At 65.0% G+C, this 20564-nt stretch carries 20 protein-coding genes, 1 tRNA gene and 1 pseudogene; 8 read left to right on the forward strand and 14 right to left on the reverse strand.

Translation table 11 applies throughout. The features are described 5' to 3' along the window. Positions 1–15 precede the first annotated feature (15 nt). The gene (locus E3T29_RS18915; RefSeq protein WP_104090943.1) at positions 16–1002 is read left to right on the forward strand and encodes an NYN domain-containing protein; all 987 of its coding nucleotides are present in this window, start codon (positions 16–18) and stop codon (positions 1000–1002) included. 42 nt (positions 1003–1044) lie between these two features. Here E3T29_RS18915 and E3T29_RS18920 read toward each other — a convergent pair whose 3' ends face one another. Then, entirely contained in the window at positions 1045–1797 is a 753-nt protein-coding gene (locus tag E3T29_RS18920; RefSeq protein WP_134347028.1) for an MOSC domain-containing protein, read from the reverse strand. Between the two features lie 180 nt (positions 1798–1977). Between E3T29_RS18920 and E3T29_RS18925 the strand changes: the two genes are divergently transcribed. Beyond that, positions 1978–2051 (forward strand) — tRNA-Pro (locus tag E3T29_RS18925). Between the two features lie 238 nt (positions 2052–2289). Here the strand turns inward: E3T29_RS18925 and E3T29_RS18930 are convergent. The 12 genes from E3T29_RS18930 to E3T29_RS18985 form a co-directional block, all read right to left on the reverse strand. Further along, a complete protein-coding gene (locus tag E3T29_RS18930; RefSeq protein WP_134347029.1) occupies positions 2290–4194 on the reverse strand; it encodes a hypothetical protein in 1905 nt (634 codons plus the stop codon). A gap of 32 nt (positions 4195–4226) precedes the next feature. Next, positions 4227–5228 (reverse strand): tyrosine-type recombinase/integrase, encoded by a 1002-nt coding sequence (locus E3T29_RS18935; protein WP_166792474.1) that lies wholly within the window; start codon positions 5226–5228, stop codon positions 4227–4229. 100 nt (positions 5229–5328) lie between these two features. Next, positions 5329–6228 (reverse strand): hypothetical protein, encoded by a 900-nt coding sequence (locus tag E3T29_RS18940; RefSeq protein ID WP_134347031.1) that lies wholly within the window; start codon positions 6226–6228, stop codon positions 5329–5331. A gap of 258 nt (positions 6229–6486) precedes the next feature. Further along, on the reverse strand, positions 6487–7467 hold the full coding sequence (locus E3T29_RS18945) for an NAD(P)H-quinone oxidoreductase (protein ID WP_134347032.1): 981 nt from the start codon (positions 7465–7467) through the stop codon (positions 6487–6489). Then, complete coding sequence (locus tag E3T29_RS18950; protein WP_134347033.1) at positions 7464–8666, reverse strand: MFS transporter; 1203 nt, start codon at positions 8664–8666, stop codon at positions 7464–7466. The genes E3T29_RS18945 and E3T29_RS18950 overlap by 4 nt, the downstream gene beginning before the upstream one ends. Next, the gene (locus E3T29_RS18955; RefSeq protein WP_134347034.1) at positions 8663–10306 is read right to left on the reverse strand and encodes a tripartite tricarboxylate transporter permease; all 1644 of its coding nucleotides are present in this window, start codon (positions 10304–10306) and stop codon (positions 8663–8665) included. The genes E3T29_RS18950 and E3T29_RS18955 overlap by 4 nt, the downstream gene beginning before the upstream one ends. Positions 10307–10312: 6 nt before the next feature. Further along, on the reverse strand, positions 10313–10822 hold the full coding sequence (locus E3T29_RS18960) for a tripartite tricarboxylate transporter TctB family protein (protein WP_166792475.1): 510 nt from the start codon (positions 10820–10822) through the stop codon (positions 10313–10315). Positions 10823–10866: 44 nt separating this feature from the next. Beyond that, positions 10867–11880 carry a tripartite tricarboxylate transporter substrate binding protein gene (locus E3T29_RS18965; protein ID WP_134347036.1) on the reverse strand — a complete coding sequence of 338 codons (1014 nt, stop codon included), beginning with the start codon at positions 11878–11880 and terminating at the stop codon, positions 10867–10869. Between the two features lie 157 nt (positions 11881–12037). Continuing rightward, complete coding sequence (locus tag E3T29_RS18970) at positions 12038–12691, reverse strand: TetR/AcrR family transcriptional regulator (RefSeq protein ID WP_134347037.1); 654 nt, start codon at positions 12689–12691, stop codon at positions 12038–12040. Continuing rightward, positions 12688–13683, reverse strand: coding sequence for an NADP-dependent oxidoreductase (locus E3T29_RS18975; protein ID WP_198417797.1), 996 nt, complete (start codon positions 13681–13683; stop codon positions 12688–12690). Before E3T29_RS18975 ends, E3T29_RS18970 begins: the two co-directional genes overlap by 4 nt. After that, a complete protein-coding gene (locus E3T29_RS18980) occupies positions 13659–14999 on the reverse strand; it encodes an MmgE/PrpD family protein (protein ID WP_134347038.1) in 1341 nt (446 codons plus the stop codon). Before E3T29_RS18980 ends, E3T29_RS18975 begins: the two co-directional genes overlap by 25 nt. Continuing rightward, entirely contained in the window at positions 14996–15703 is a 708-nt protein-coding gene (locus E3T29_RS18985) for an SDR family oxidoreductase (RefSeq protein ID WP_134347039.1), read from the reverse strand. Before E3T29_RS18985 ends, E3T29_RS18980 begins: the two co-directional genes overlap by 4 nt. Before the next feature lie 208 nt (positions 15704–15911). Here E3T29_RS18985 and E3T29_RS18990 point away from each other — a divergent pair, with 208 nt between their 5' ends. From E3T29_RS18990 to E3T29_RS19015, 6 genes and pseudogenes are all read left to right on the forward strand, one after another. After that, positions 15912–16814 carry an alpha/beta fold hydrolase gene (locus tag E3T29_RS18990; protein WP_134347040.1) on the forward strand — a complete coding sequence of 301 codons (903 nt, stop codon included), beginning with the start codon at positions 15912–15914 and terminating at the stop codon, positions 16812–16814. A gap of 25 nt (positions 16815–16839) precedes the next feature. Continuing rightward, entirely contained in the window at positions 16840–18372 is a 1533-nt protein-coding gene (locus tag E3T29_RS18995; RefSeq protein ID WP_134347041.1) for an NAD(P)/FAD-dependent oxidoreductase, read from the forward strand. An 8-nt stretch (positions 18373–18380) separates the two neighbouring features. Further along, entirely contained in the window at positions 18381–18653 is a 273-nt protein-coding gene (locus E3T29_RS19000) for a LysR family transcriptional regulator (RefSeq protein WP_198417798.1), read from the forward strand. Between the two features lie 81 nt (positions 18654–18734). Beyond that, the gene (locus E3T29_RS19005; RefSeq protein ID WP_134347043.1) at positions 18735–18929 is read left to right on the forward strand and encodes a hypothetical protein; all 195 of its coding nucleotides are present in this window, start codon (positions 18735–18737) and stop codon (positions 18927–18929) included. Between the two features lie 54 nt (positions 18930–18983). Then, positions 18984–19145 (forward strand): annotated as a pseudogene (locus E3T29_RS19010) (methylmalonate-semialdehyde dehydrogenase (CoA acylating)); the annotation flags it as partial. A gap of 7 nt (positions 19146–19152) precedes the next feature. After that, positions 19153–20001: an SDR family NAD(P)-dependent oxidoreductase gene (locus E3T29_RS19015; protein ID WP_134347044.1), complete on the forward strand. Its 849-nt coding sequence runs from the start codon at positions 19153–19155 to the stop codon at positions 19999–20001. Positions 20002–20271: 270 nt separating this feature from the next. Here the strand turns inward: E3T29_RS19015 and E3T29_RS19020 are convergent, their stop codons facing one another. Continuing rightward, the gene (locus tag E3T29_RS19020) at positions 20272–20538 is read right to left on the reverse strand and encodes a hypothetical protein (protein WP_370449210.1); all 267 of its coding nucleotides are present in this window, start codon (positions 20536–20538) and stop codon (positions 20272–20274) included. Positions 20539–20564 lie beyond the last annotated feature (26 nt).

The raw sequence follows: 20564 nt of genomic DNA on the forward strand, positions 1-20564 counted from the left end.
GCTAAGGAGCTCACCATGACTGAACCGAACGATGCTCGCGTCGGCCTCTATATCGACTTCGACAACATCGTCATCTCGCGCTACCAGCAGCTGCACGGGCGCAACGCCTTTCAGCGCGACGGCATCCGCGATTTCAATAAAAAGAGCCCGGATGCCGACCCCGAGATCGCCGCACGGCTCGCCTCCGCGACCGTAGATTTCAACGCCATCATCGACTTTGCCGCGTCCTTTGGCACCCTGGTGGTGAACCGTGCCTACGCCGACTGGTCGGTTCCGGTCAACGCGAGCTACCAGCGGCAGCTGATGTCGCGCGCGGTGGACCTGACCCAGCTGTTCACCACGACTACCCGCGGAACCAAAAATGGCGCGGACATCCGTTTGGCCGTCGACGTGGTCGAAGACCTCTTTCGCCTGCCCGACCTCACCCACGTGATCATCATCGCCGGCGACTCCGATTACATCGCGCTCGCCCAGAAGTCGAAGCGGCTGGGTCGTTTCGTGGTCGGCATCGGGGTAGCGGGCTCGACGAGCACCTCGCTGGCGGCAGCCTGCGACGAGTTCGAGGACTACGACTCGCTGCCCGGAATCGGCAAGGCCGCCGCGATCGCCGTTGTCGAGGCACCGAAGGCGAGCAGGAAGGCGGCCGAACCCGTCGCCGCTGTGCCCGAGGCAGCTCCCAGCCGCGCTCGTCTGCTCACCACGATTCCCATGTTCTCGCACACCGAGGATGCGCAATTCGACGAGCCGGAGGCCGAGGACATCGACCCGCAGACCCTCGCCACGGAGCTGTTGGTTCGGGCGCTGCAGATCGGTCACGCCAAGGGCGATGCCGACGAGTGGCTCAACACCGGCACGATCAAGAACCAGATGCGCCGCATGGACCCCTCGTTCAATGAGAAGCCGCTCGGCTTTCGTTCCTTCACCGATTTTCTCGCGTCGCGCAGCGACCAGGCCGAGCTGAAAGAGGATGGCCCGCAGCGACTCATCCGGCTGCGGCCTTAGTTCCGGCACGAGCCTGCGCTGTAGGACTCGCCCGGTCTTGAGCTAGACCAGCGCGACGTCGTCGCCGACCGACACGAAACCGGGGCTGATGACCTCGGCATAGACGCCGAACATGATGTCGCTGCCGTGCAGCCGATATCCGCCGAGGGTTTTCAGCAAATTCGTTCCACGCTCACCCGTGTCGGGGTCGATGTCGATGACCGCACACCGAGGAATGCCGCCCTTCACGAGCAGGCGGACTCCGCCCACTTGAAGCTCGCGGCCGGCCCACTCGTCCTCAAGGTGCGCCGGGGTATCGCCGCTGTCGAGGGTGAAGGTGGAGCGAAAGCGCCGCGTGTCAACCTCGATTCCGCTCTCGCGCGCGAGCCGGTCGAGCGAGCTCGTCGTGACGATTGTCACCGAATCGGCGTAGACCGCTCCCCCGGTGACGAGACTGCGGGCGAGCACGACGCTCCGGCCCAGCAGGCGGGAGAATTCGCTCGCCCAAGGGCCGTCGAGCACCTGCATGGGCGTCTGGCGACCCCAATAGTCGAAGTCGACGGTGCCGCCGCTCGGCACGGGAACCGCCGCGACTCGATGTCCGTCGATCGTCGCTGAGAGCACCCCATCAACCCAGTCGGCCTCGCACGCCACCAGCGCGGGGTTCTCGACCGTTCTCAGGATCTGTCCGTTGTTCAGATCGACGACGGCGAAGTCTCGATCCCCGACCGGTCCGTCTGCGGTGAGACGGATACCGTCCCGCGGCTGGTGCCGGCAGCTTTTCAGCGTTGACACGCCGATGTCTCGAATATGCATGATGCTGTCTACCCTAGCGACGAGCCGTGGGCCGCACGGGGCGAGCCGGCCCGGTCATCCGCTGAACCCGGCACGATCTCGAGCCGGTGCCGTTGTGTTCATGCGACCGCTCATAAGGCGGTAAGCTCTTACAGTTGTCTTCCGCAGGTTTTGATCGTTGAAATCGCGTTGTGGAAGCGGCGGGCTGTGGCGCAGCTTGGTAGCGCACTTGACTGGGGGTCAAGGGGTCGCAGGTTCGAATCCTGTCAGCCCGACAGAAGGGCCGTTCGCGAAACTGTTCGCGAAACGGTCTGGTTGGAACAAAAAGAAATCGCTCCTGAGGATTCTCAGGAGCGATTTCTGGTTTAGGCCGTGCGCGAGCGCAGAGGTGAGGGCGATTCGATTTGCGACGCTGCCGCCCTGGCGAGTTTTTCCGTTTTGTGGCGCGTTGGATTGTTCTAACAGCTGAAAGGCTTGCCCTCGTGGGCGGTGTTGTTCTCGCTGAGTGCGCTGCTACTGGCGGCGGGGTGGCCCGCCAGTTTCATCGGTCAGCGCACCGCTTTTTCCTTTGTCCGGTCGCGCGACGCCGGGCGGATAGGTGTCGGTGTACGGGTTTCGCCACTCGCGGTCGCGACGTCGAATGATGGCGACAGCGGGCTCACCGAGAGCGTTTCGCTTGGCGTCTTCCTTGATTTTGTCACTCATGAACGCGGCGATTTTGCGTATGTTGAAGTTAGTCAGCAGCACAGTGACAATGATTTGGGCGGCGCCGAATCCACGGAGTCGACGACGACCGGCCGATTCAATGTCCTCTGTGCCGCCGGCTTTGACTTGGGCGTTGAGGGACTCGATGCTGTTGCGGGCGTGGGTGTGGAATTCGTCCCATTCTTTGGTGCCGTAGTCGAAGGCCTGTTGTTGGCGGCGCATCTTTGCTACCTCGAAGGACACGGAGTGCTGGCGGCAAATTTTGTCAGGAAAGTCTGGCACATCGTCCGGGTCAACCGACGGAAGTTCCTTGTCCACCACAGTCTGAGTCTTCAATAGTTCCCGTAGGGGGCATGTCACACTGGGGCTTGGCCCAAGTGCCGGGCAACGGAGTACCGTACGTCCGCGCGCGTCAGGCTTCTCCTTCTGATGCAGTTGGAAGGCCTTGCGCTCCTTGATTCGCACCCAGTAGGTCTCTTTGTCGAGGAGGCCACTTAGTTGGTCCTTCGTGGCATCGCGAAGCGGCTGGGGTGTTCCGGGGCAGTACGCCGCTCCCTCGATGTATTTTGCGCCGTGGTCTCCGCCTTGCACCCCCAGCCTGTCGACACGATAGTCCGTCGAGGGTGTAAATCCTTCGTTGAATGCGGGGTCGTGGAGGCGCTCAACGAAGGAGTTCGCCCAATATTGCTTGTCTGCATCTCCGACTCCTGGCTTCAATCCGGTGGCCTTGGCAGCCCTCATTAATGAGACGGCTTCTTCGGCGACGCCGACGTTGGGCAAGCTGAGAGTTACGGCGATGGCCAGTGCCGGAAAGCGGGATTGGCCGGGAGCTTCGGAGTCGACACGAACAGCAATATTCGCCTCCCAACCCCAGGCGTAATTCGTCCCCGCATCGGCCTTCCCGTGGGGGTCCGTCTGGTCGGATTGGCCACGACGAGAGTCGACTCGTTCTCCGGCGCGTACGTGCCATCCGGCAAAGGCATCGACTGGGCCCGGCGTCAAAGTGCGCTTTTCCTCAATTTTCTTTTCGTCGGCGACCCGCTTGGCGAGCGTCCTTTTGGAGTAACCCTTTGTTGTTGGCGTTCCAATGAAGGTCTGGTCAAAGGAAATGTCGATTTTGTTTGATACACGACGAATGTGGCGCGGCTGTTCGTTGTAGGTCATGACCAAGAACAGTTTCGTGAATTCGTCTAGCCGAGCTTTACGATTGTCGGCCAGCACCTTGTCATGGCTATCCAGAATGTGCTGAATCTCGGTGTACGTTTTCGAATGCCGGCGCTCCTGAGGGAAGGGGTCCATCAAATCGTTCATACGATGAAACGCTCGGTGCGCATTGTGGTACCAACGCTTCTGCTCCCCGACGTGACCAATAAAGCTGGTCATGGATGCTTCGAGTCCCAATAATTTACGAGATTCGTCGCTGAGCTCATATTGGAACAGTGCGGCGAGGCGCGTAATGAAAATTGGGGCATTTGCCTTGGCGAGCAACAGCATTCCCGTCAGGATGGCCCGGTCCGAGATGAGCGCGGGACGGCCACCCAGGCTCTCACCAGCGACATCTTCGTCGCGCCATTCCTGCAGCTTCGCGAGAACGCCCGTCTTGCGAACACGGCCTTCCATCAGGACAACGATGTCGTCAGCGATGACGTGATGAACGCGGCCCCGCCCCATCACTTCTTCCGGGGTGACGCCGCCCAAATCGTTGTCATACACGGAGGAAATGTGGTCGGTGTCGCCAGCGCCGTTCATCGGGCGACCTCTTCGCCGATGATGAGACCGGTGAAGTCAGCGACGTTTAGGGTTTTCGCATAGCGGAGGTGTTTATCGAGGCTCTGCGCTGAGGCGAAACCGGCGATGGCTTTGAGGACCGGAAGCGGGAGCCCGCTGTCGATTTGGGTGACTATCCATGTTGAGCGAAGCCGTGACACTGTGGCGCGCACCCTTGACGGGTGCATAGTCAGGAAGGTCTGGATGGCGGTAGGCCGATATTCCTCACTTCGGTGCCCACGGAACAGAAACTCGTCTGGGTCCGTGCGTTGGTCGAGGCTGCGGAGGAGTGTTCGGTTCCACGGGTTCATCACGGGCACTCGGCGTGGTCGTGGCCCGGGAACGTTGACGAAGACCCGCCCGTCGGTCATTTCGATATCGCCCAGGCGCACGTCGATGATTTCGTCGGTGCGTAGGCCGGCGCCGCCGGCAAGGCCCAGTATCGCCCACGCGTTTTGACGTTTCAAATTCGTCGTGAGACTTCCCGCCCAGCTGTGCATGGTGGCGGAATCGGCCAGGCTGAAGGGGCGCCGCCCGGGCAGGTGAGGTGCTGGCAGGCGTTTGATACCACCGTTGGCGAGGACGTCGGCGATGGTGCCGAGTTGCCGAACGATTCCCCAACGGTGCGATTCGGAGTGGGTAGGCAAAAATTCCTGCAAGTAGCGATACACATTGCGCGATGTGTAAATGCGTTCAGCGGTGAGTTCACTACCGGTGGCAGCCCACAGCCAGCTGTGGAACCGCGCGGTCATTGTCATGAGCCGGCGAGTGCTTTCGTAGCTGCGAGGCTTCATCTGCACTGCCGTAGCGATGGTGAACTCCCGTACGGCCTTCCACTGTGTCAGCGAGACTTTCGGGTGATAGCGGGCGATGATGCCCCAGAGGGCGTCGGGAAGCTCCGGGTCGAGAGCCCGGAGATGCGCATACGTTGCGGAGTCGCTGAGGAATTTGTTGGTGAGTCGGTCTTTTCGGTCGGTCATGTAAACCGTGTACGGGGGCTCGCAGAAAAGCTGCACGAGCTGCCGCAGCGACCGAACCATGACTGTTCACCGTCACCTGTCGCGCATCATGATTGCGCTCCTATGTGGAGGGAGAGCGAGTGGGTTGGGTGGTGCCCGATTCCGCCGCTTGGGCAATGAGCTGGTCAAGTGCCGCGAGGTTCTTGAGCCCGGATATGCGCAGGAGCTCCCGCGGGGGCGTACCGGCAATGAAATGCCCGAGAAGCCACGTCGCACGCATTCGGCTCGGTCGAACATCCAACGTCGTCCGGGCACGCTGCAGGAAATCCGTGACCTGCCCGGGGTGCACGTTGGTGCGACCGGGGCAGAAGAACCAATCGTTGGGATTGAGGTCATTGATGATGCGGTGCAGAGGTTTATGCCATTCGGGAAGGACGGGAACGAGGCGGGGGCGGCTTTCCCAGACGATGATGAGCACGTGGTCATCGCGTAGCTCGAGGTCGAACGTTCGGACGGCGAGCAGCTCACGGGTCGCCAAACCGGCACCAAGTCCCAGTGTCAGGAGAGCAATCGCGTCCAGCTGGCGGCGCGGTGTGCCTTGGCTCTGCGCCCAGCTGTGGAGGGCGGCGATTTCTCCCGGTGCGTACGGCTTGGTCGGTGCTGAGCGCGGAATGGGTCGGCGCTCTCGAACGCCGTCAGCGGGGTTCAGCGTCTCCACCATCAGAGCGAGCGTCGCCCGGTGGGTTGCTTTGCTCCCGCTGAGGTAGTGGCCCATTCCACGGTGGATGAACTCTTCAACGACGCGGCGCCGAAAGATGCGTCCCCGTTCGAGCGGAGTCCCTCGTGTTTGCCAACACCAGAGCACGAGCGCAACTGTCGCGGGGAACAGTGTGCGAGGTTCGCGCCCGGTTGTGTCAGCAGCATCGGCGACCGCGTCTTCGATGAACCGGCCAATGGTGTCCCAGTAGGCCAGCGCGTAGATGGGGCGGTATTGATAGGCCCGCGCATCAGCGCTGCTCATGGCCGTTGGGGTGGTTCGGTAATCGGCTCGATTGAGACGACCTTCGTCGTTTCTCTTGTGGTGAGCCAGACCCCGGATACCTGCAGATTTATCAGCACCACCATAGGTCTGCCGACGCAGCACGTGACGATTTCCAGCAAGTCAACGTCGTCGCCATCCCGCCGGAGATTGACGCTCTTATCCAGCGTGGCGCTGGCCACGCGTCGCAGGACCCGGACGCGGTGCACGCGAGCGTTCACACTCCTGAGGACCGGCGGGTCAGCGCACGAGCAGGATCTTGCCGCCGGGCGCTTGCGCCGAGCCCATCAGCTTGTGCGCGCGCTCGACCTCTGCGAATGACAGCATCGCACCGATCACCGGCCGCACGGAGCCGGCGGCGATGAGGGGCCAGACGTGATCGCGCACCTGCGAGATCACCGCTCCCTTGGAGCCGCGGCCACCGACACGCGGTCGCGCGCGCAGCGTCATCGCGCGCAGGGTGACTCGGCGCTGCATAAGCCTGCGCAGGTCAACCTCCGCCGTCGTGCCGCCCTGCACGGCGATCACCGTGAGCGTCCCGTCGAGCGCGAGCGCATCAACATTCCGACTCAGGTAATCGGCACCGATGACGTCGAGGATGTACTCTGCGCCCACCCCGTCGGTGGCCGCGAGAACCGCATCAACGAAGTCCCCGTCGCGGTAGTCAATCGTGAGCTCGGCCCCGAGCGAGCGGCAGAGCTCATGGCTGCGGGCGCTGGCCGTGACAGCGACCCGGTAGCCGCGAGCGCGCAGCAGCTGGATGGCCATGGTGCCTATGCCGCCGCTGCCCCCGTGCACGAGGGCGAGCGCACCGGCCACTGGCTCGGGCGCGTCGCGAACGGCGCTCCACACCGTGCAGACAGCCTCGGGCAGGGCTGCCGCAGCCTCCAGCGAGATTCCAGCAGGCACCGGCAGCAGCTGCGTCACCGGCACCGCGACGCGCTCGGCGTAGCCGCCGCCCGCGAGCAGCGCGCACACCTGATCGCCCGCGGCCCAGCCCTCGACGTCGTCGCCGAGCTCGACGATCGTCCCGGAGCACTCCAGCCCCATGACCTCCGACTCCCCCGCGGGCGACGGATACTTGCCCGCCCGCTGCATGAGGTCTGCACGGTTCACGGCCGTCGCCACGATCTCCACGATCACCTCGCCCGCCGCCGCCACCGGCTCCGGCGCATCTCCCCACGTCAACGGCCCACCCACTTCGAACTGCATCGCCTTCATGCCCTGATCCCTTCTCCGCTCAAACCCATCCTGGTCGCCCACGCCCGGCTGGCGGCGATGCCGCCTGCCGCGAGCGCGAGCGTTGTCGACAGCCCGACAACGCCGGCCCATCCGTATCGGTCGTACAGCACGCCGCCAAACCATCCCCACCCAGCAGCGCCTGTCAGCCAGCTCAGCTGGTAGAGCGCCGTCGACTGCGCACGCCCGCGGTCTGCCTCCAGCCCCGAGAGCGTGCTCGACATCGGGTGCGCCATGAACGTGCCGATCGTGAGCAGCGTGATGCCGACCAGCAGCACCCCTATGCTCGCAGACAGCATCGGCAGCGCCGAGACCGCAACGCACGCGCCACCGCACAGGACGACGAGCCACGGCGGGACGCGCGACGCCAGCTCACCGGCCACGCGCGCGCTCACCGTGCCCACGAGGTACACGAGGAAGAACAGGCTTGCCAGCGCGGCCGGTACAGAGAACGGCTCGCGGGTGAGGTGGAAGCCGAGGTAGTTGTAGACAGCGGTGAACGAGCCCATGATCAAAAAGCCCTGCAGATAGATCGAGGCGGTCCTCCAGCGTGAGAGGTGATGACCGACGTGCCCCAGCGCCGAGCGAAAAGATGCGGGTCGGCTGACGCGCTCCTCGAGGCCGCGTGGCAGGAGCGCGAAGAAGAGCACGCACGCGACGACTCCGAGCGCCGCGACCACGAGCAGACCGATCCGCCAGTGCAGCAGTTCGCTCACCGGGCCGGCGATCAGGCGGCCGGTAACCCCGCCGACGGTGTTGCCGGTGATATAGACGGCAGCAGCAGCCGGCACGCGGTGCCGCGGCAGCACCTCGACCAGCAGCGCCATGGCGACAGCCTGGATACCACCGAGCGCAATCCCGGTGAGGCCCCGCATGGCGATCAGCAGCTCGAGGGTCGGCGCCAAGGGCGCGGCAAGCGCAGAGACGGTGGTGGCGATCAGGCTGATGCGCATGACCGCCGTGCGGCCGATGCGATCCGACAGCCAGGCCCACGCCAGCACTGACACGGCGATGCCGGTGGTCGTCGCCGAGACCGCGAGCGCCGCCGTGGCGCTGGTGATCTCGAGGTCGCGAGTGAGGCTCGGCAGGACCGCCTGAGCGTCGAACAACTGCGAGAAGGTCGCGAACCCGGAGACGAAGAGCGCTGCGACGAGCCCGCGCTCCCGACCGTCCGGCCTCACCGCTTGGGCGCTCCCTCCGCGCGCTCCTCCTCGCCCACCTCGGCGTCCGCGACCGCGTCGGCCGACGCGTCCGTCGTCGTCCTCGTCTTCGCGTCGCGCCTGCTGCGGACAAGCTCGATCAGACCGGTGGCCGGCGGGATGTTGCGGGCCTGCTCAATGACCGACGGGCGACCCTTCGTGAACCTGCGGATCGTGGCGAAGGCGATGCCGACGGCGAGCAGCGAGTAGATCGTGCTGGCGATGGGGTCGCTGACGAAGACAGTGAAGTCTCCGCCGGAGATGAGCAACGACTGTCGCACCGAGGCCTCAAGTATCGGGCCGAGGACGAACGCGAGCACCAGGGGGCCGGGGTCGAATCCGGTGCGCTTCATGATCCAACCGAGGATGCCAAAGCCCAGCACGAGCCAGATGTCGAAGGGATCGTTCGCGATCGAGAAGGTGCCGATTAGCACGATCGCCATGGCGAAGGTGACGAGGATGCCCATCGGCACCCGCAGCAGCTGCACGAACACGCCCACCATCGGCATGTTGAGGATGAGCAGCATCGTGTTGCCGATCACCATCGACGCAACGACGCCCCAGAAGATCTCAGGGTGGTCCGGGATGAGGCTCGGGCCGGGCGTGATGCCCTGGATGAGCAGCGCGCCGTAGATGAGCGCGAGCACCACGTTCGAGGGAATGCCGAGCACCAGCAGCGGCACGAAGGCCGAGGTGGAGGATGCGTTATTGGCGGTCTCCGGGCCGGCGACGCCCTCGATGGCGCCCTTGCCGAAGCGCTCTGGGTGTTTCGCGACGCGCTTCTCGAGCGCATAGGAGGCGAGCGAGGAGAGCACGCCGCCGCCGCCGGGCAGGATGCCGATGAAGAAGCCCAGCAGTGAGCCACGCACGATCGGCATCGCCGACTGCCTCGCGTCGTCGCGCGTCGGCATGATCTTCGTGACCTTCTTGGCGATCTTGTTTAGGTGGCCGCCCTGCTCAAGGCTATGCAGGATCTCGCCGACCCCGAACAGACCCATCGCGATGGCGACGAAGTCGAAGCCGTCGAGCAGCGATGCCGAGCCGAAGTTGAAGCGCGGCATGCCGCTGATCTGATCCTGGCCGACCGTCGCGAGCAGAAGCCCGACTGCCGCCATCACGAGCGCCTTCCAGGTCGAGCCCATTCCTAGCGAGGTCACCAGCAACAGGCCGAGCACCATCAGCGCTACCATCGCCACGGGGCCGAAGGCGAGCGCGGCGTCAGCAAGCATCGGGGCGAAGATCGCCAGGCCGATCACCGAGATGATGCCGCCGATGAACGATCCGATCGCTGCGATGCCCAGCGCGGGGCCAGCTCGACCCTGCTTGGCCATCTGGTAGCCGTCGAACGTGGTGACGACAGACGCAGCCTCACCCGGCATGCGGAGCAGCACGGAGGTGATGGTGCCGCCGTACATTGACCCGTAGTAAATGCCGGCGAGCATGATAATGGCGGTGGCAGGTTCGAGCGCATAGGTCAGCGGGAGTAATAGGGCGATCGTGGCGGTTGGGCCGAGGCCGGGCAGAACGCCGATCGCGGTGCCGATCACAACACCGACGAAGACGTAGAGCAAGTTAATCGGGTCGAGCGCGACTCCGAAGCCGATAAACAGTCCATCTAGCATGGCGGATCACATCCAGGACGTAAGTGGGGTCATGAGCAGGTCCCGGGGCATTGGGACGCCGAGCACGACGGCGAATAGCATGAAAAGGGCGATGGCACCGCCGGCGGCGAGCAGGCCTGCGTGCAGCCAGCGCATCTGGCCGAACATGCGCAGCCAGAGGACCATCAGCAGGATTGCGGGCACTGTGAAGCCCAGGAGGGTGAACAGCACGGCGAAGACGACGAGCGAGGCGAGGGCGATGAGCGTGCGCACCGACTCGGTGCCCCACGGCTCGTAGTCCTCGAGGGTGTCGGTTATGGCCACCACCGCGGTGGCGCCGAGCAAGAGCACGGCGGCGAGGAACGGCCACAGCCCCGGCCCCGGGCGGGTGCCTGTGCCGAGGCCGTAGCCGATGCTCAGGATGATCGCGCCGAGGCCGACCGCCGCGAGCACGGCGACCGCGGCCCAGCGCGCGATCCCTCGCCCGCGGATGCCCTCGAGGGGCTGGACGGGGTCGGATGCGTTGAGCTCAGTCATGGTTCCAGTGTTGTGCTCGGTGCGGACGGCGTCGGTCATCGCGCTCAGCCGCCCAGGATGCGCGTGTAGACCTTCTCGGCCTCGACCAGGAAGCCGTCGAACTCCTCACCGGTCTGGTATTCAGCAGGTATGTAGTTCTCGCCGATTGCGCTGACGGTCTCCGGGTTGGTGAGACACTCCTCGAGCGCGTCGGAGAGCGTTGCGACGTCGTCGTCGGGCATGCCTGCCGGGGCGGCCAGCGCGTAGATAGTGACGGCCAGCGTGAGGTCGTCGTAGCCGAGCTCGACCAGCGTCGGCGTCTCGGGCAGGTGCGCCTGGCGCTCCGGCGACGAGACGGCCAGCGCCGTGAAATCGCCGGAGTCGATGCGCTGCACGACGTCCTCCTGGTCGTTCACAAAGACCGAGTCGACGTGTCCGCCGAGCAGTGCGGTGATGGCTCCAGCGCTGCCGTCGAAGGGCACCACGATCACCTCAACCTTGTACTCATCGGCGAGTCGCTGGAGCTCAATAGCTTGCGGCGTTGAAGCGCCCGAAACGCCCACTGTCAGCGTCGCGGGGGCCTCCTCAGCAGCAGCGAAGAATTCCTCGCCGCTACTGTACGGCGAATCCTCACCGACGATGAGGATCATCGGCGAGTAGGAGATAACACCAACCGAGGAGACATCGTCGCGAGAGTAGTCGAGGCCGTTGGCAATCGGCGAAAGCGCCACCATGCCGGGTGAGACGATGGCGAGGGTCTGGCCATCGGCCGGCTTCGAGATCATGTCTTGCAAGCCGACCGAGCCGGAGCCTCCGGTGATGTTTTCTGCGATCACATTAGTGCCGAGCGTGTCTCCGAGGCAGGGCGCGAGCGCCCGGGCTGTAACGTCGGTGGGGCCACCGGCCGAATAGGGAATGACGAATCGGATGTCGCCGTTTGGAAAGGCCGCGGCCTCGCCCGCCGGAGCGCCGGAGTTACCGGCGCCGGCAGCGCTGCTACAGCCAGCGAGCAACGTGACTCCCATTATGGCGCCGGCTGTAATAAGCGACCGACGGTACCTCTTGCTCATGCTGTGCATGGCGGGCTCCTAACTTCGTTGTTAGTTGAGTGCACTTTCGATAGTGCACTCTCAATTTGTCCTGACGCCAACCTAGTCGCGCTCGCTGCGGCTCGTCAAGCGTCGATAACGATTGACGATCGGACTCTCCGATCGGGGACCGACCCAGAGCTGCTGGTCACCCTCGCGAGACAAGCACCAGGGGCCGCAGCTGGGCATCGAGGCGCGGCCCCAGCCGTTCCCAGATCCGATCCGGGTCGAAGCCTCGGACGGGTGTGCGATCGATCTCGTGCATGTAAATCGCGTGACAGTTCTGCGCTACGAACAGCGCCCCACCGCGCAAATCGAGCAGCTCGCGCCCCTGCCCATCCTCGACAATGCTGCGAACCAGCGCGATTGTGCGGTCACCCTGCGCCACGTTGCGTGCGCTGAGATCACTGAGGGTGAAGCCCTCGCGCAGGTAGCGCGACGAATTCGCCGGGTTGCGTCGATAGAAGGCACTGCGTTCCAGGTAGATGGCGCGAATGCGCTCCACAAAGTTGGTACCGGTCGGATTATCGCCCTGTGCGGCGACAATTGCGGCATCCTGCTCCTCGATGCGATCGAGGACGGCATCGAGCTCATCACCGTAGACCATGTGCAGCAGCTGATACTTGCTCGAAACGTAGCGGAAGAGCGTCGCCTCTCCGACTCCCGCGAGCTGTGCCACCTCACGCATTGTGATCTCGTCGAACTGCTTCGAGCGCAGCAGTGCGGCAGCGGCCGACTGGATCGCGTCGCGCTTTCGCTCCTTGCCGCGCTGACGCACAGACATCTCCGATGCAGTGGTCACGGTTCCATCCCCTCAGCGGTCCTGCCGCGACTGCGATGCCACGGCTGAAGCACAATCTTGCCATCCAATCCGCCGCGTTCCCCTGCACGGTGCGCCTGGGCGGCATCCGTCAGGGGGAGGGCGAGCGCCACGTGCGACCGCAGGCGCCCCTTTTCGACCCATTGGGCGATGCGTTCCATCCCCGCTCCCGAGGGTTCCACAACCACCCGGCGAAGCACGATACCGCGCGCGCGCGCGGCATCCTTCACCGCCGGGTCCGTGCGCGGGATCAGGGAGACTAGTATGCCGCCGGGCGCGCACCAGTCGAGCAGCGCCTTGGTGCGCTCACCGCCGAACGGGTCGATGACGACGTCGTGCCGCGATGGGATTGCTGGCGTGCCGTCGTGTGCTGCCTCGACGACGGTGGCCCCTGCTGTTGCGGCATCACCCAGTCGCTCGGCGCGTGCGCAGGCTGTGACTACGGCGCCGAGTGCGACGGCGATCTGCACCGCGAGTCGACCGACCCCGCCACCCGCCGCGCAGACGAGGACGGATTGCCCGGGCTTGAGCTTGCCGGCCTCCTCAAGCGCTTGCAGCGCCGTCAGGCCGGCGAGCGGCAACGATGCCGCTTGAGAGAACGTCAGCCCAGCGGGCATGCGCGCGAGCTGCCGCGCAGGTGCCGCGGCGTACTGCGCATAGCCCTCAGCAGGCAGCGGGAAGCGGGGCATACCGAAGACCCTATCGCCGCACGAGAGCAGGTTCGAGCCATCCGCCACCGCTTCAACGACACCGGCGATATCGAAGCCGAGAATAGCCGGGTCGCGCCAGAACTTACGGCCGCCTGTCGCGCGGGATTTCCAATCGGTCGGGTTTACGCCGGCGGCCTCCACCCGCACAAGGACGTCGCCCAGCGACAGCGACGGGACGGGCACTTCGACGAGTTGCAGGACCTCCGGCCCACCCCAGGCGGTTGCGGCGATCGCCTGCATCATCGGCTGCACAGCGACGCCCACGGCTCGATCCCCCTCATCGCCGCAACCAGTCGCCGCACACCGTCGGGCTCGTCCAGAGCATCGACGAACCCCGGCAAGCGCACCGCTAGCGCATCCGAGATACCGGCTGCGGGCAGGAGCTCTGCCGCCATCTGCGCGGAACGCTCACTGTCCACCTCGACGCTCTCGGCACGGCCCTCGAGGCGGCGCCCGTCGGCCAGCTCGATCACGATCTCGGCGCCGTGCCCCGCACCGCCCTGCATGCCGCCCAGCACCGAAACTCGCTGTCGCACCAGCTGCGCCTCGACGCTGGCCGGGTGTAAGGCATCGATCTCGACCCGCCCCTCGGCTAGGGCAACCGCAACCCCCTGCCGCACATCCATCATCGCCTGGGACCACGACGTGGGTGGCCGCGCGACGTCGATACCCGGGTACACAGCGTCGGCGTCGGCGAGGCGCACGGTGACCCTTACGATCTGCTGGGCTTCGACGGCCGCGTGTGCGCGGAGATCGATAGCGACTTCCACCGCTGCCTGGTTGATGGCGCACACAGGGTGCGCTTTCAATAGCATCTGCTCGATCACTGGCGGGCCTGCGAGTGCGTCGGCCAGCTGGGCGGCTTCCATGGCGTCCGCTCCGAGTGCGTGTAGAAGTCCAGAAGCGCCCTCGAGCGCGGCATCGGCACCGCGGGCGCCGCCCGCTGCCCAGAGCGCTGATTCGAGGCCGTCGCGCGCTGCGGCAGCGGTCTGCAGGCGCCATTCGTCGGTACCCGAGTGCCACACTTGGGTGTAGCCGGCAGCGCGATTGACCGCGAGCGAGATCGCCTGTGCGATCGCAGTTTCATCGAGCTCCTGCACGGCCGCCGCTGCGGCGGCCGCTGCGATCGGGCCGACGATGCCGGTTGCACGCATGCCACGGTCACGGATATGCGGAAGCAGATAATTGCCAAGCACCCCGCCGATTTGGTAGCCGACAGCGATTGCCGAGAGTAGGCGCGCGCCGACGATGCCTGCTGGCGCAATGGCGAGGCAGGCGGGGATCACAGTGCTACCCAGGTGGGTGACCGAGCTCGGGTGCTCATCGTGTTGCGCGCGAGCGCCCATTTGCAGCGACGTCGCGAAGGCCAGGTCGGGCGCGGTCATCGGCTGCTGCGCCCAGGGTAGGCCCTGTCCGCACGGCAGGCCGGGTAGCGGCATGCCGTGCGCCGCAAGTCCCACAATTAGGTTGTGCAGCAGCACCGCCTTCGCGGCCTGGCGGGTCGACTTTCGCAGCGGCTGGGAGCCAGAGCGCGCCACACACGCGGCGATTGTCGCGGCGAGCGTGGGCGAGGCACTCATAGTGGCACTGCGCCAATCGTCATTCCACCGCAGACATTGAGATTTTGACCCGTGATGAAGCCGCGCTCGTCGAGCAAGAACCCGACTGCGGCCGAGATGTCGTCGGGTTCGCCGACCCGCTTGACCGGGATCGCATCGATGATCTGCTGCGTGCGTGGCTCACCCGCAGGGTTGGCCGCTTCGAACATCGCGGTGCGAATCGGACCGGGGCTGACCGCGTTGACCGTGATGCCGTGCTGCCCCAGCTCGAGCGCCCAAGTGCGGGTGACGCCGATGATTCCAGCCTTCGAGCCCGAGTACGCCGAGCGGCCCGCCTTGCCAAGCGCCGCGCGCGAGGCGATGTTCACGATCCTTCCGAAGCCCGCCTCGCGCATCCCCGGCAGCAGCGCCTTGGCGCAGCGCATAGCGGCGAGTACGTTGATCTCGTACGTTCGCAGTGCGTCATCAATGTCGAGCTCCTCAAGATTCGCAACTCGGATGTAGCCGACGTTGTTGACCAGTCGGTGGATCGGTCCTCCCACCAGTGCCTCAGCGAGGGCCGTTTCGACTTGTGCGGCCACGCCGAGATCGGCCACGATGCCGCCGGGCTGCTTGTCGATCACGATGACCTCGCGCCCGAGTCCTCGCTGCTGCGCGACGATCGCCGCGCCGATGCCACCCGCTCCGCCGGTGACCAGCACCCGTTCCTTCGCTGAATCGGCCATGGTTCGCACCCCGTATCTTTTGTCCTGCCACGATCGCGGCGCACGACGCGCGCCGGCATCTTCGCCGCATGCCGATCGTACGAAATAAAACGAGAGTAGGCAATCAGATATACCTATTGGCATCCTCTATGTCAGCATGTAGTCTCGACTCAGAGCAACTTTTGATAGTTTGCTCTCATTATTCAAATCACGACGAAGTGAGGTGGCCATGGTCACGAAGTTGACAGAACGACGGCAGAGCGCGTGGCATGCCGACGGCACGTTGCACGAGCCGCTGCTGATCGAGCCGACCGGGCACGTCGAGCAGGCGGGCAGGTTGATCCCAATCTACGACAGCGGCAACGAGACGAGCACGGCGACCATCGTGCTCGTGCACGGCAGCTCTGGCACCGCGCGCGGCAGCTTCTGGGCCGTCTATCCCATCCTCACTTTCACCCGCCGGGTGGTCGCTTTTGACCTGCAACTGCCCGCAGATGATGCAGATTTCACGCTCGTGGATGCCGTGGCACAGCTTCGGGCCGTCGTGGACCACGCGTCCGGTGGCGGCCCCGTGGCTCTCGTCGGCTACTCCTTCGGCGCCGTGGTGGCAGCGGCCTACGCTTCCGAGCGGCCCTCGACCGTCGCTTCGCTCTCGCTGGTAGCCGGCTGGTCGAAGACCGATCGGCACCAGCTGCTCCGCAACAACCTCTGGCGGCGACTGCACGATGCTGACCCCGAGGCGCTTAGCAACCTCACGCTGCTGATGGCCTACTCGGCCGGCTATCTCATTGGCCGCAACGAGCGCGACTGGCGTGAGCTGCAGCAGGCGGTGGCTGCACGGCCCTACCCAGCGCAGATCATGCGACTCAACCGCGACATCGACATCGACCTGGGTCTCAGCCGCATCGACGTGCCCACGCTCGTCATCGGCTGCAGGTACGACGACATGGTGCCGCTACATCACAGCCGCATGCTTTTCGGCGCGATCTCTGATGCGCGCTACTTCGAGATCGAGAGCGGCCATGCCGTCTCCGTCGAGCGGCCTGCCGAGCTCGCCGTCGTCATCGACGACTTCTCCCTCGACCCGCACGAGCACCCAGCGGGCACCATCATCCGCAACGACCACGCCTGACGACCAGAGACGCCGAGGATCCATCATGCAGCAGACATCCACCAGCGCGCCCCAGGCGACGACGACGCACGCGAAGATCGCCATCATCGGCTCAGGCTTTGCGGGCCTGGGGCTCGCCATCCAGCTGCGGCGACGTGGCGAGCATGACTTCATCGTGCTGGAGCGAGCCGGCGATGTCGGCGGCACCTGGCGCGATAATACTTATCCCGGTGCCGCGTGCGACATCCAGTCGCACCTGTACTCCTTTTCGTTCCGCCCAAACCCCGACTGGTCGCGCGTATATGCCACCCAGCCCGAGATCCACGCCTACCTGCAAGAGGCATCTATCGACGAGGGCGTGCAGCCCCACATCACCTTCGATGCCGAACTGCTCTCCTGCACCTGGCAGGTGGGTGCAGCGAACTGGGCGCTCGAGACCTCGGCAGGCTCGTTTACGGCCGACTTCGTCGTCACCGCCGCCGGCCACCTGTCCGATCCGAAGCTGCCGAACATCACTGGGCTCGAGAAGTTCGAGCGCCCCATGTTCCACTCGGCGCAGTGGGATCACTCCTTCGAGCCGGAGGGCAAGCGCATCGGCGTCATCGGCTCCGGCGCATCCGGCATTCAGATCGTGCCTAAGCTCGCGAAGATCGCGGGGCAGCTGACGGTCTTCCAGCGCTCGGCGCCCTACATCATCCCCCGCATGGACCACGAGTACACGACAGCGCAGAAGTCGATGTTCCGGCGCATGCCCGAGACCGCACAGGCGCTGCGCGATGAGTTGTTCTGGGGCAACGAGGCGCGGTTCCCACAGCGCCGTGGCATCGCCGACTTCATCGCCAAGATCGAAACCACTGCCCTCGACCACCTCGCGGCGCAGGTGCCAGAAGTCGAGCTGCGCGACAAGCTCACGCCCGACTATATGATCGGCTGCAAGCGCATCCTCATCTCGAACGACTACTACCCCACCTTCCGTCGGGACAACGTAGCGCTCGAGACCAGCGGTATCGTCGAGGTGAGGGAGCGCAGCATCATTACAAATGACGGCGAGATCGAGCTCGATGCCCTCGTACTCGGGACCGGCTTCGAAGCTGCCGACCTGCCCATCACGCATCGCATTTTCGACGAGGATGGGCGTTCGATGGCCGAGTCGTGGACCTCGGGTGGAGCGGCGTACGCCTGCTCGACGGTCGCCGGATACCCGAACCTGTTCATCATGAACGGGCCGAACTCCGGCCTTGGTGCCGGCTCGATCATCTACGTCGTCGAGTCTCAGATCCAGTACATCCTGGGCGCGCTGGAGTTCATGGACTCGACCGGGGCATCCACGATCGAGATCCCTCAGCACGCACAGGACAAGTTCGTCGCCGCCATCGATGAGCGTGCCGCAGACACCGTGTGGCTGAACGGCGGCTGCTACTCCTGGTACGTCGATCACCGATACGGCCGCCTGACGACGGTCTGGCCGGACTTCATGACCAGGTTCCGCCGCGAGAGCGGCCGCTTCAAGCCCGACGAATACCTCGTCGACGGCAAATTGGTGGACAGCCCGCGCAGGCTCAAATCGGTGTCGGTATGAGCTGCGACGTGAGCCTTTGGCGCCTGCAGTGCTTCATCGCCCTCGCTGGTGAGCTGCACTTCGGCCGTGCCGCTGCCAGCCTGTTCATCACGCAGCCAGCCCTGTCATTGCAGATTAAGCAGCTCGAGATCTCGCTCGGCTTCGAGCTCGCGCACCGCGCACGACGCGTGACGCTGACCGAGGAGGGGTGCAGGCTGCTGCCCTACGCCGAGCACGTGGTGGCCGCGGCCGAGGTGTTCGCGAGTGCCGCTGGGGAGCGCGGTCGACTGCAGGCCGCCTGATGGCTTCGAGCACTACAGGCGCCGTCATACCTGAGCGCCTGCAACGAAGGCGACACCGATGCTGACGCTGCCGACCAACTCGTGGCAGCGCTGCGCGCGCTCGCAGTCGAGCTCGAGGTTCCCACCCCCGCGCTGCGAGGCATCGAACGCAGTGACTGGGACGCACTCGTGCCCGTCATGGCGACGCAGGCGCTCGCCTCGGGCTCCCCCGACAATAATCCCCGCGTGCCGAGCGCTGAGCAGATCGAGCAGCTGTACCAGGCCGTCTACGCATAACCGGTTTCCCCCAACGCACCAGGAGTATCTATGACCACCGCTGAGCAGACCACCGTCGCCTACCACTCTTTCGTCGGCTGGAAGCAGTCGCTGTTCGGCTCGTCGAAGGCGTACGGCGTCACCGGCTTCGAGTTCTTCACCCGTGAGAAGGTGATCATGCAGCGATGGCTCGACCCGAGCCACGGCGGCCTGAATCTCGGCTTCCCCGAGAACTGAGTTCGCGATGCGAGTGGACCAGTTGTCCGGTCGTGGCGCCGTCGTGACCGGCGGCGGCGGCGGCATAGGGCGATCGATCGCGCTCGCGCTCGCGGATCAGGGGATGGATGTCGTGCTTGCCGATGTCGAGCTCGAGTCCGCGGAGCGCGTCCGTGACGAGATCCGCGGACTCGGTCGGCACGCGATCGCCGTGCGCACCGACGTCTCTGATCTCGCGGACGTCTCGGCGCTCGCGGACGTGAGCTTCAAGGCGTTCGGCGACATCGCCGTGCTAGTGAACAATGCGGGCGTCACCTGGCGCCCGTATCGCGCGAGCTGGGATGCCTCGATTGAGGACTTCGCGTGGATCATGTCAGTGAACTTCTGGGGTGTGCTTCATGGGCATCGGGCATTCGCACCCCACATGGGCCGGTCCGGCTCGCCAGCGCACATTGTGAACACAGCCTCCCGCGCGGTGCTCCAACCAATCCCCGGCCACGCCGCATACACCGCCTCAAAGGCGGCGGTCGAGGGATTCTCAATGGCCGTGCGAGCGGAGTACGCGGCGGCCGGCCTCGAGATCGGCGTAACGGTGCTCTTCCCAGGCCCCGTGCGCACCGACTTCGCGTCCAGCGAGCGACTGCGATCGGCCGCAGACAGGGCCGAGGCCCGCGAGGTCGTGCCGTGGACGTCGTACACCCGAGGAGGTACGGTGCCGACGGGTGCCGACTCCGCTCAGGCGATCGATCCCGAGACCGTCGGGCCGATGGTGGTCGACGCCATCGTGCAGGATCGGCCGTATGTGCTGACGCATCCGTTGCCGGAGCATGTGACGGAGCGCGCGCGGTTGCTCGGCGCAGCAGCGAGCGGCCGCTGAGCGCCCCTCGTGGGCCTGTGTCTTAAACGGAGTTTCCGGCCTGACGCGCGAGATGTGGTCCTTGACCGAGACGAGAAACCGGACACCTGCCGCTGACGAAGAATGATGAAGCATTTCAAACCACCAAAATGAATATAGGTGTTGCTTCGATCAATAGACTCCTGCGGGACAACCAGGGCAGGAAATCACCGCCCAGGGGAAGGCTTTCAGCCCGTCGTCTCACCACGGAATTCATCACGCAAAATTCAGCTGGTTCACCTGCGACCATACTTACTCTTCACTCGCAGAGTTCTGAAATCCGTCGATAAAGCGTGGCACGCGACATGCCAGATCCTGCGCGACCTGCGTGGCAGATTCGCTGGCGTTGACAAGGCGCTGGGCATTGAGGATTTGGCTTTCGGTGAAGCGCTGGCGGCGGCGGCCGCCGAGATCTTTGCCGGCTGCACGGCGCTTGTTGACGCTGTCCACGATGCGTTCGCGTTTGATGGCTACCAGGTCAATCGAGCCCCTCGCTCGGCTCCGGGCAGCGAACAGCATGCTGCATCCCCGCAGAACGCACTCGT

This window comes from Cryobacterium sp. TMT1-66-1 (assembly GCF_004403435.1).
GTDB classification, from domain to species: domain Bacteria; phylum Actinomycetota; class Actinomycetes; order Actinomycetales; family Microbacteriaceae; genus Cryobacterium; species Cryobacterium flavum.

What these genes read in the sequence shown, in the direction of transcription:
- E3T29_RS18920 (WP_134347028.1), bottom strand. Translation starts at nt 1,797, where the DNA reads ATGCATATTCGAGACATCGGCGTGTCAACGCTGAAAAGCTGCCGGCAC.
- E3T29_RS18990 (WP_134347040.1), top strand. Translation starts at nt 15,912, where the DNA reads ATGGTCACGAAGTTGACAGAACGACGGCAGAGCGCGTGGCATGCCGAC.
- E3T29_RS18960 (WP_166792475.1), bottom strand. Translation starts at nt 10,822, where the DNA reads ATGACTGAGCTCAACGCATCCGACCCCGTCCAGCCCCTCGAGGGCATC.
- E3T29_RS19015 (WP_134347044.1), top strand. Translation starts at nt 19,153, where the DNA reads ATGCGAGTGGACCAGTTGTCCGGTCGTGGCGCCGTCGTGACCGGCGGC.
- E3T29_RS18965 (WP_134347036.1), bottom strand. Translation starts at nt 11,880, where the DNA reads ATGCACAGCATGAGCAAGAGGTACCGTCGGTCGCTTATTACAGCCGGC.
- E3T29_RS18940 (WP_134347031.1), bottom strand. Translation starts at nt 6,228, where the DNA reads ATGAGCAGCGCTGATGCGCGGGCCTATCAATACCGCCCCATCTACGCG.
- E3T29_RS18935 (WP_166792474.1), bottom strand. Translation starts at nt 5,228, where the DNA reads ATGACCGACCGAAAAGACCGACTCACCAACAAATTCCTCAGCGACTCC.
- E3T29_RS18980 (WP_134347038.1), bottom strand. Translation starts at nt 14,999, where the DNA reads ATGAGTGCCTCGCCCACGCTCGCCGCGACAATCGCCGCGTGTGTGGCG.
- E3T29_RS18945 (WP_134347032.1), bottom strand. Translation starts at nt 7,467, where the DNA reads ATGAAGGCGATGCAGTTCGAAGTGGGTGGGCCGTTGACGTGGGGAGAT.
- E3T29_RS19020 (WP_370449210.1), bottom strand. Translation starts at nt 20,538, where the DNA reads ATGCTGTTCGCTGCCCGGAGCCGAGCGAGGGGCTCGATTGACCTGGTA.
- E3T29_RS18995 (WP_134347041.1), top strand. Translation starts at nt 16,840, where the DNA reads ATGCAGCAGACATCCACCAGCGCGCCCCAGGCGACGACGACGCACGCG.
- E3T29_RS18955 (WP_134347034.1), bottom strand. Translation starts at nt 10,306, where the DNA reads ATGCTAGATGGACTGTTTATCGGCTTCGGAGTCGCGCTCGACCCGATT.
- E3T29_RS18915 (WP_104090943.1), top strand. Translation starts at nt 16, where the DNA reads ATGACTGAACCGAACGATGCTCGCGTCGGCCTCTATATCGACTTCGAC.
- E3T29_RS18985 (WP_134347039.1), bottom strand. Translation starts at nt 15,703, where the DNA reads ATGGCCGATTCAGCGAAGGAACGGGTGCTGGTCACCGGCGGAGCGGGT.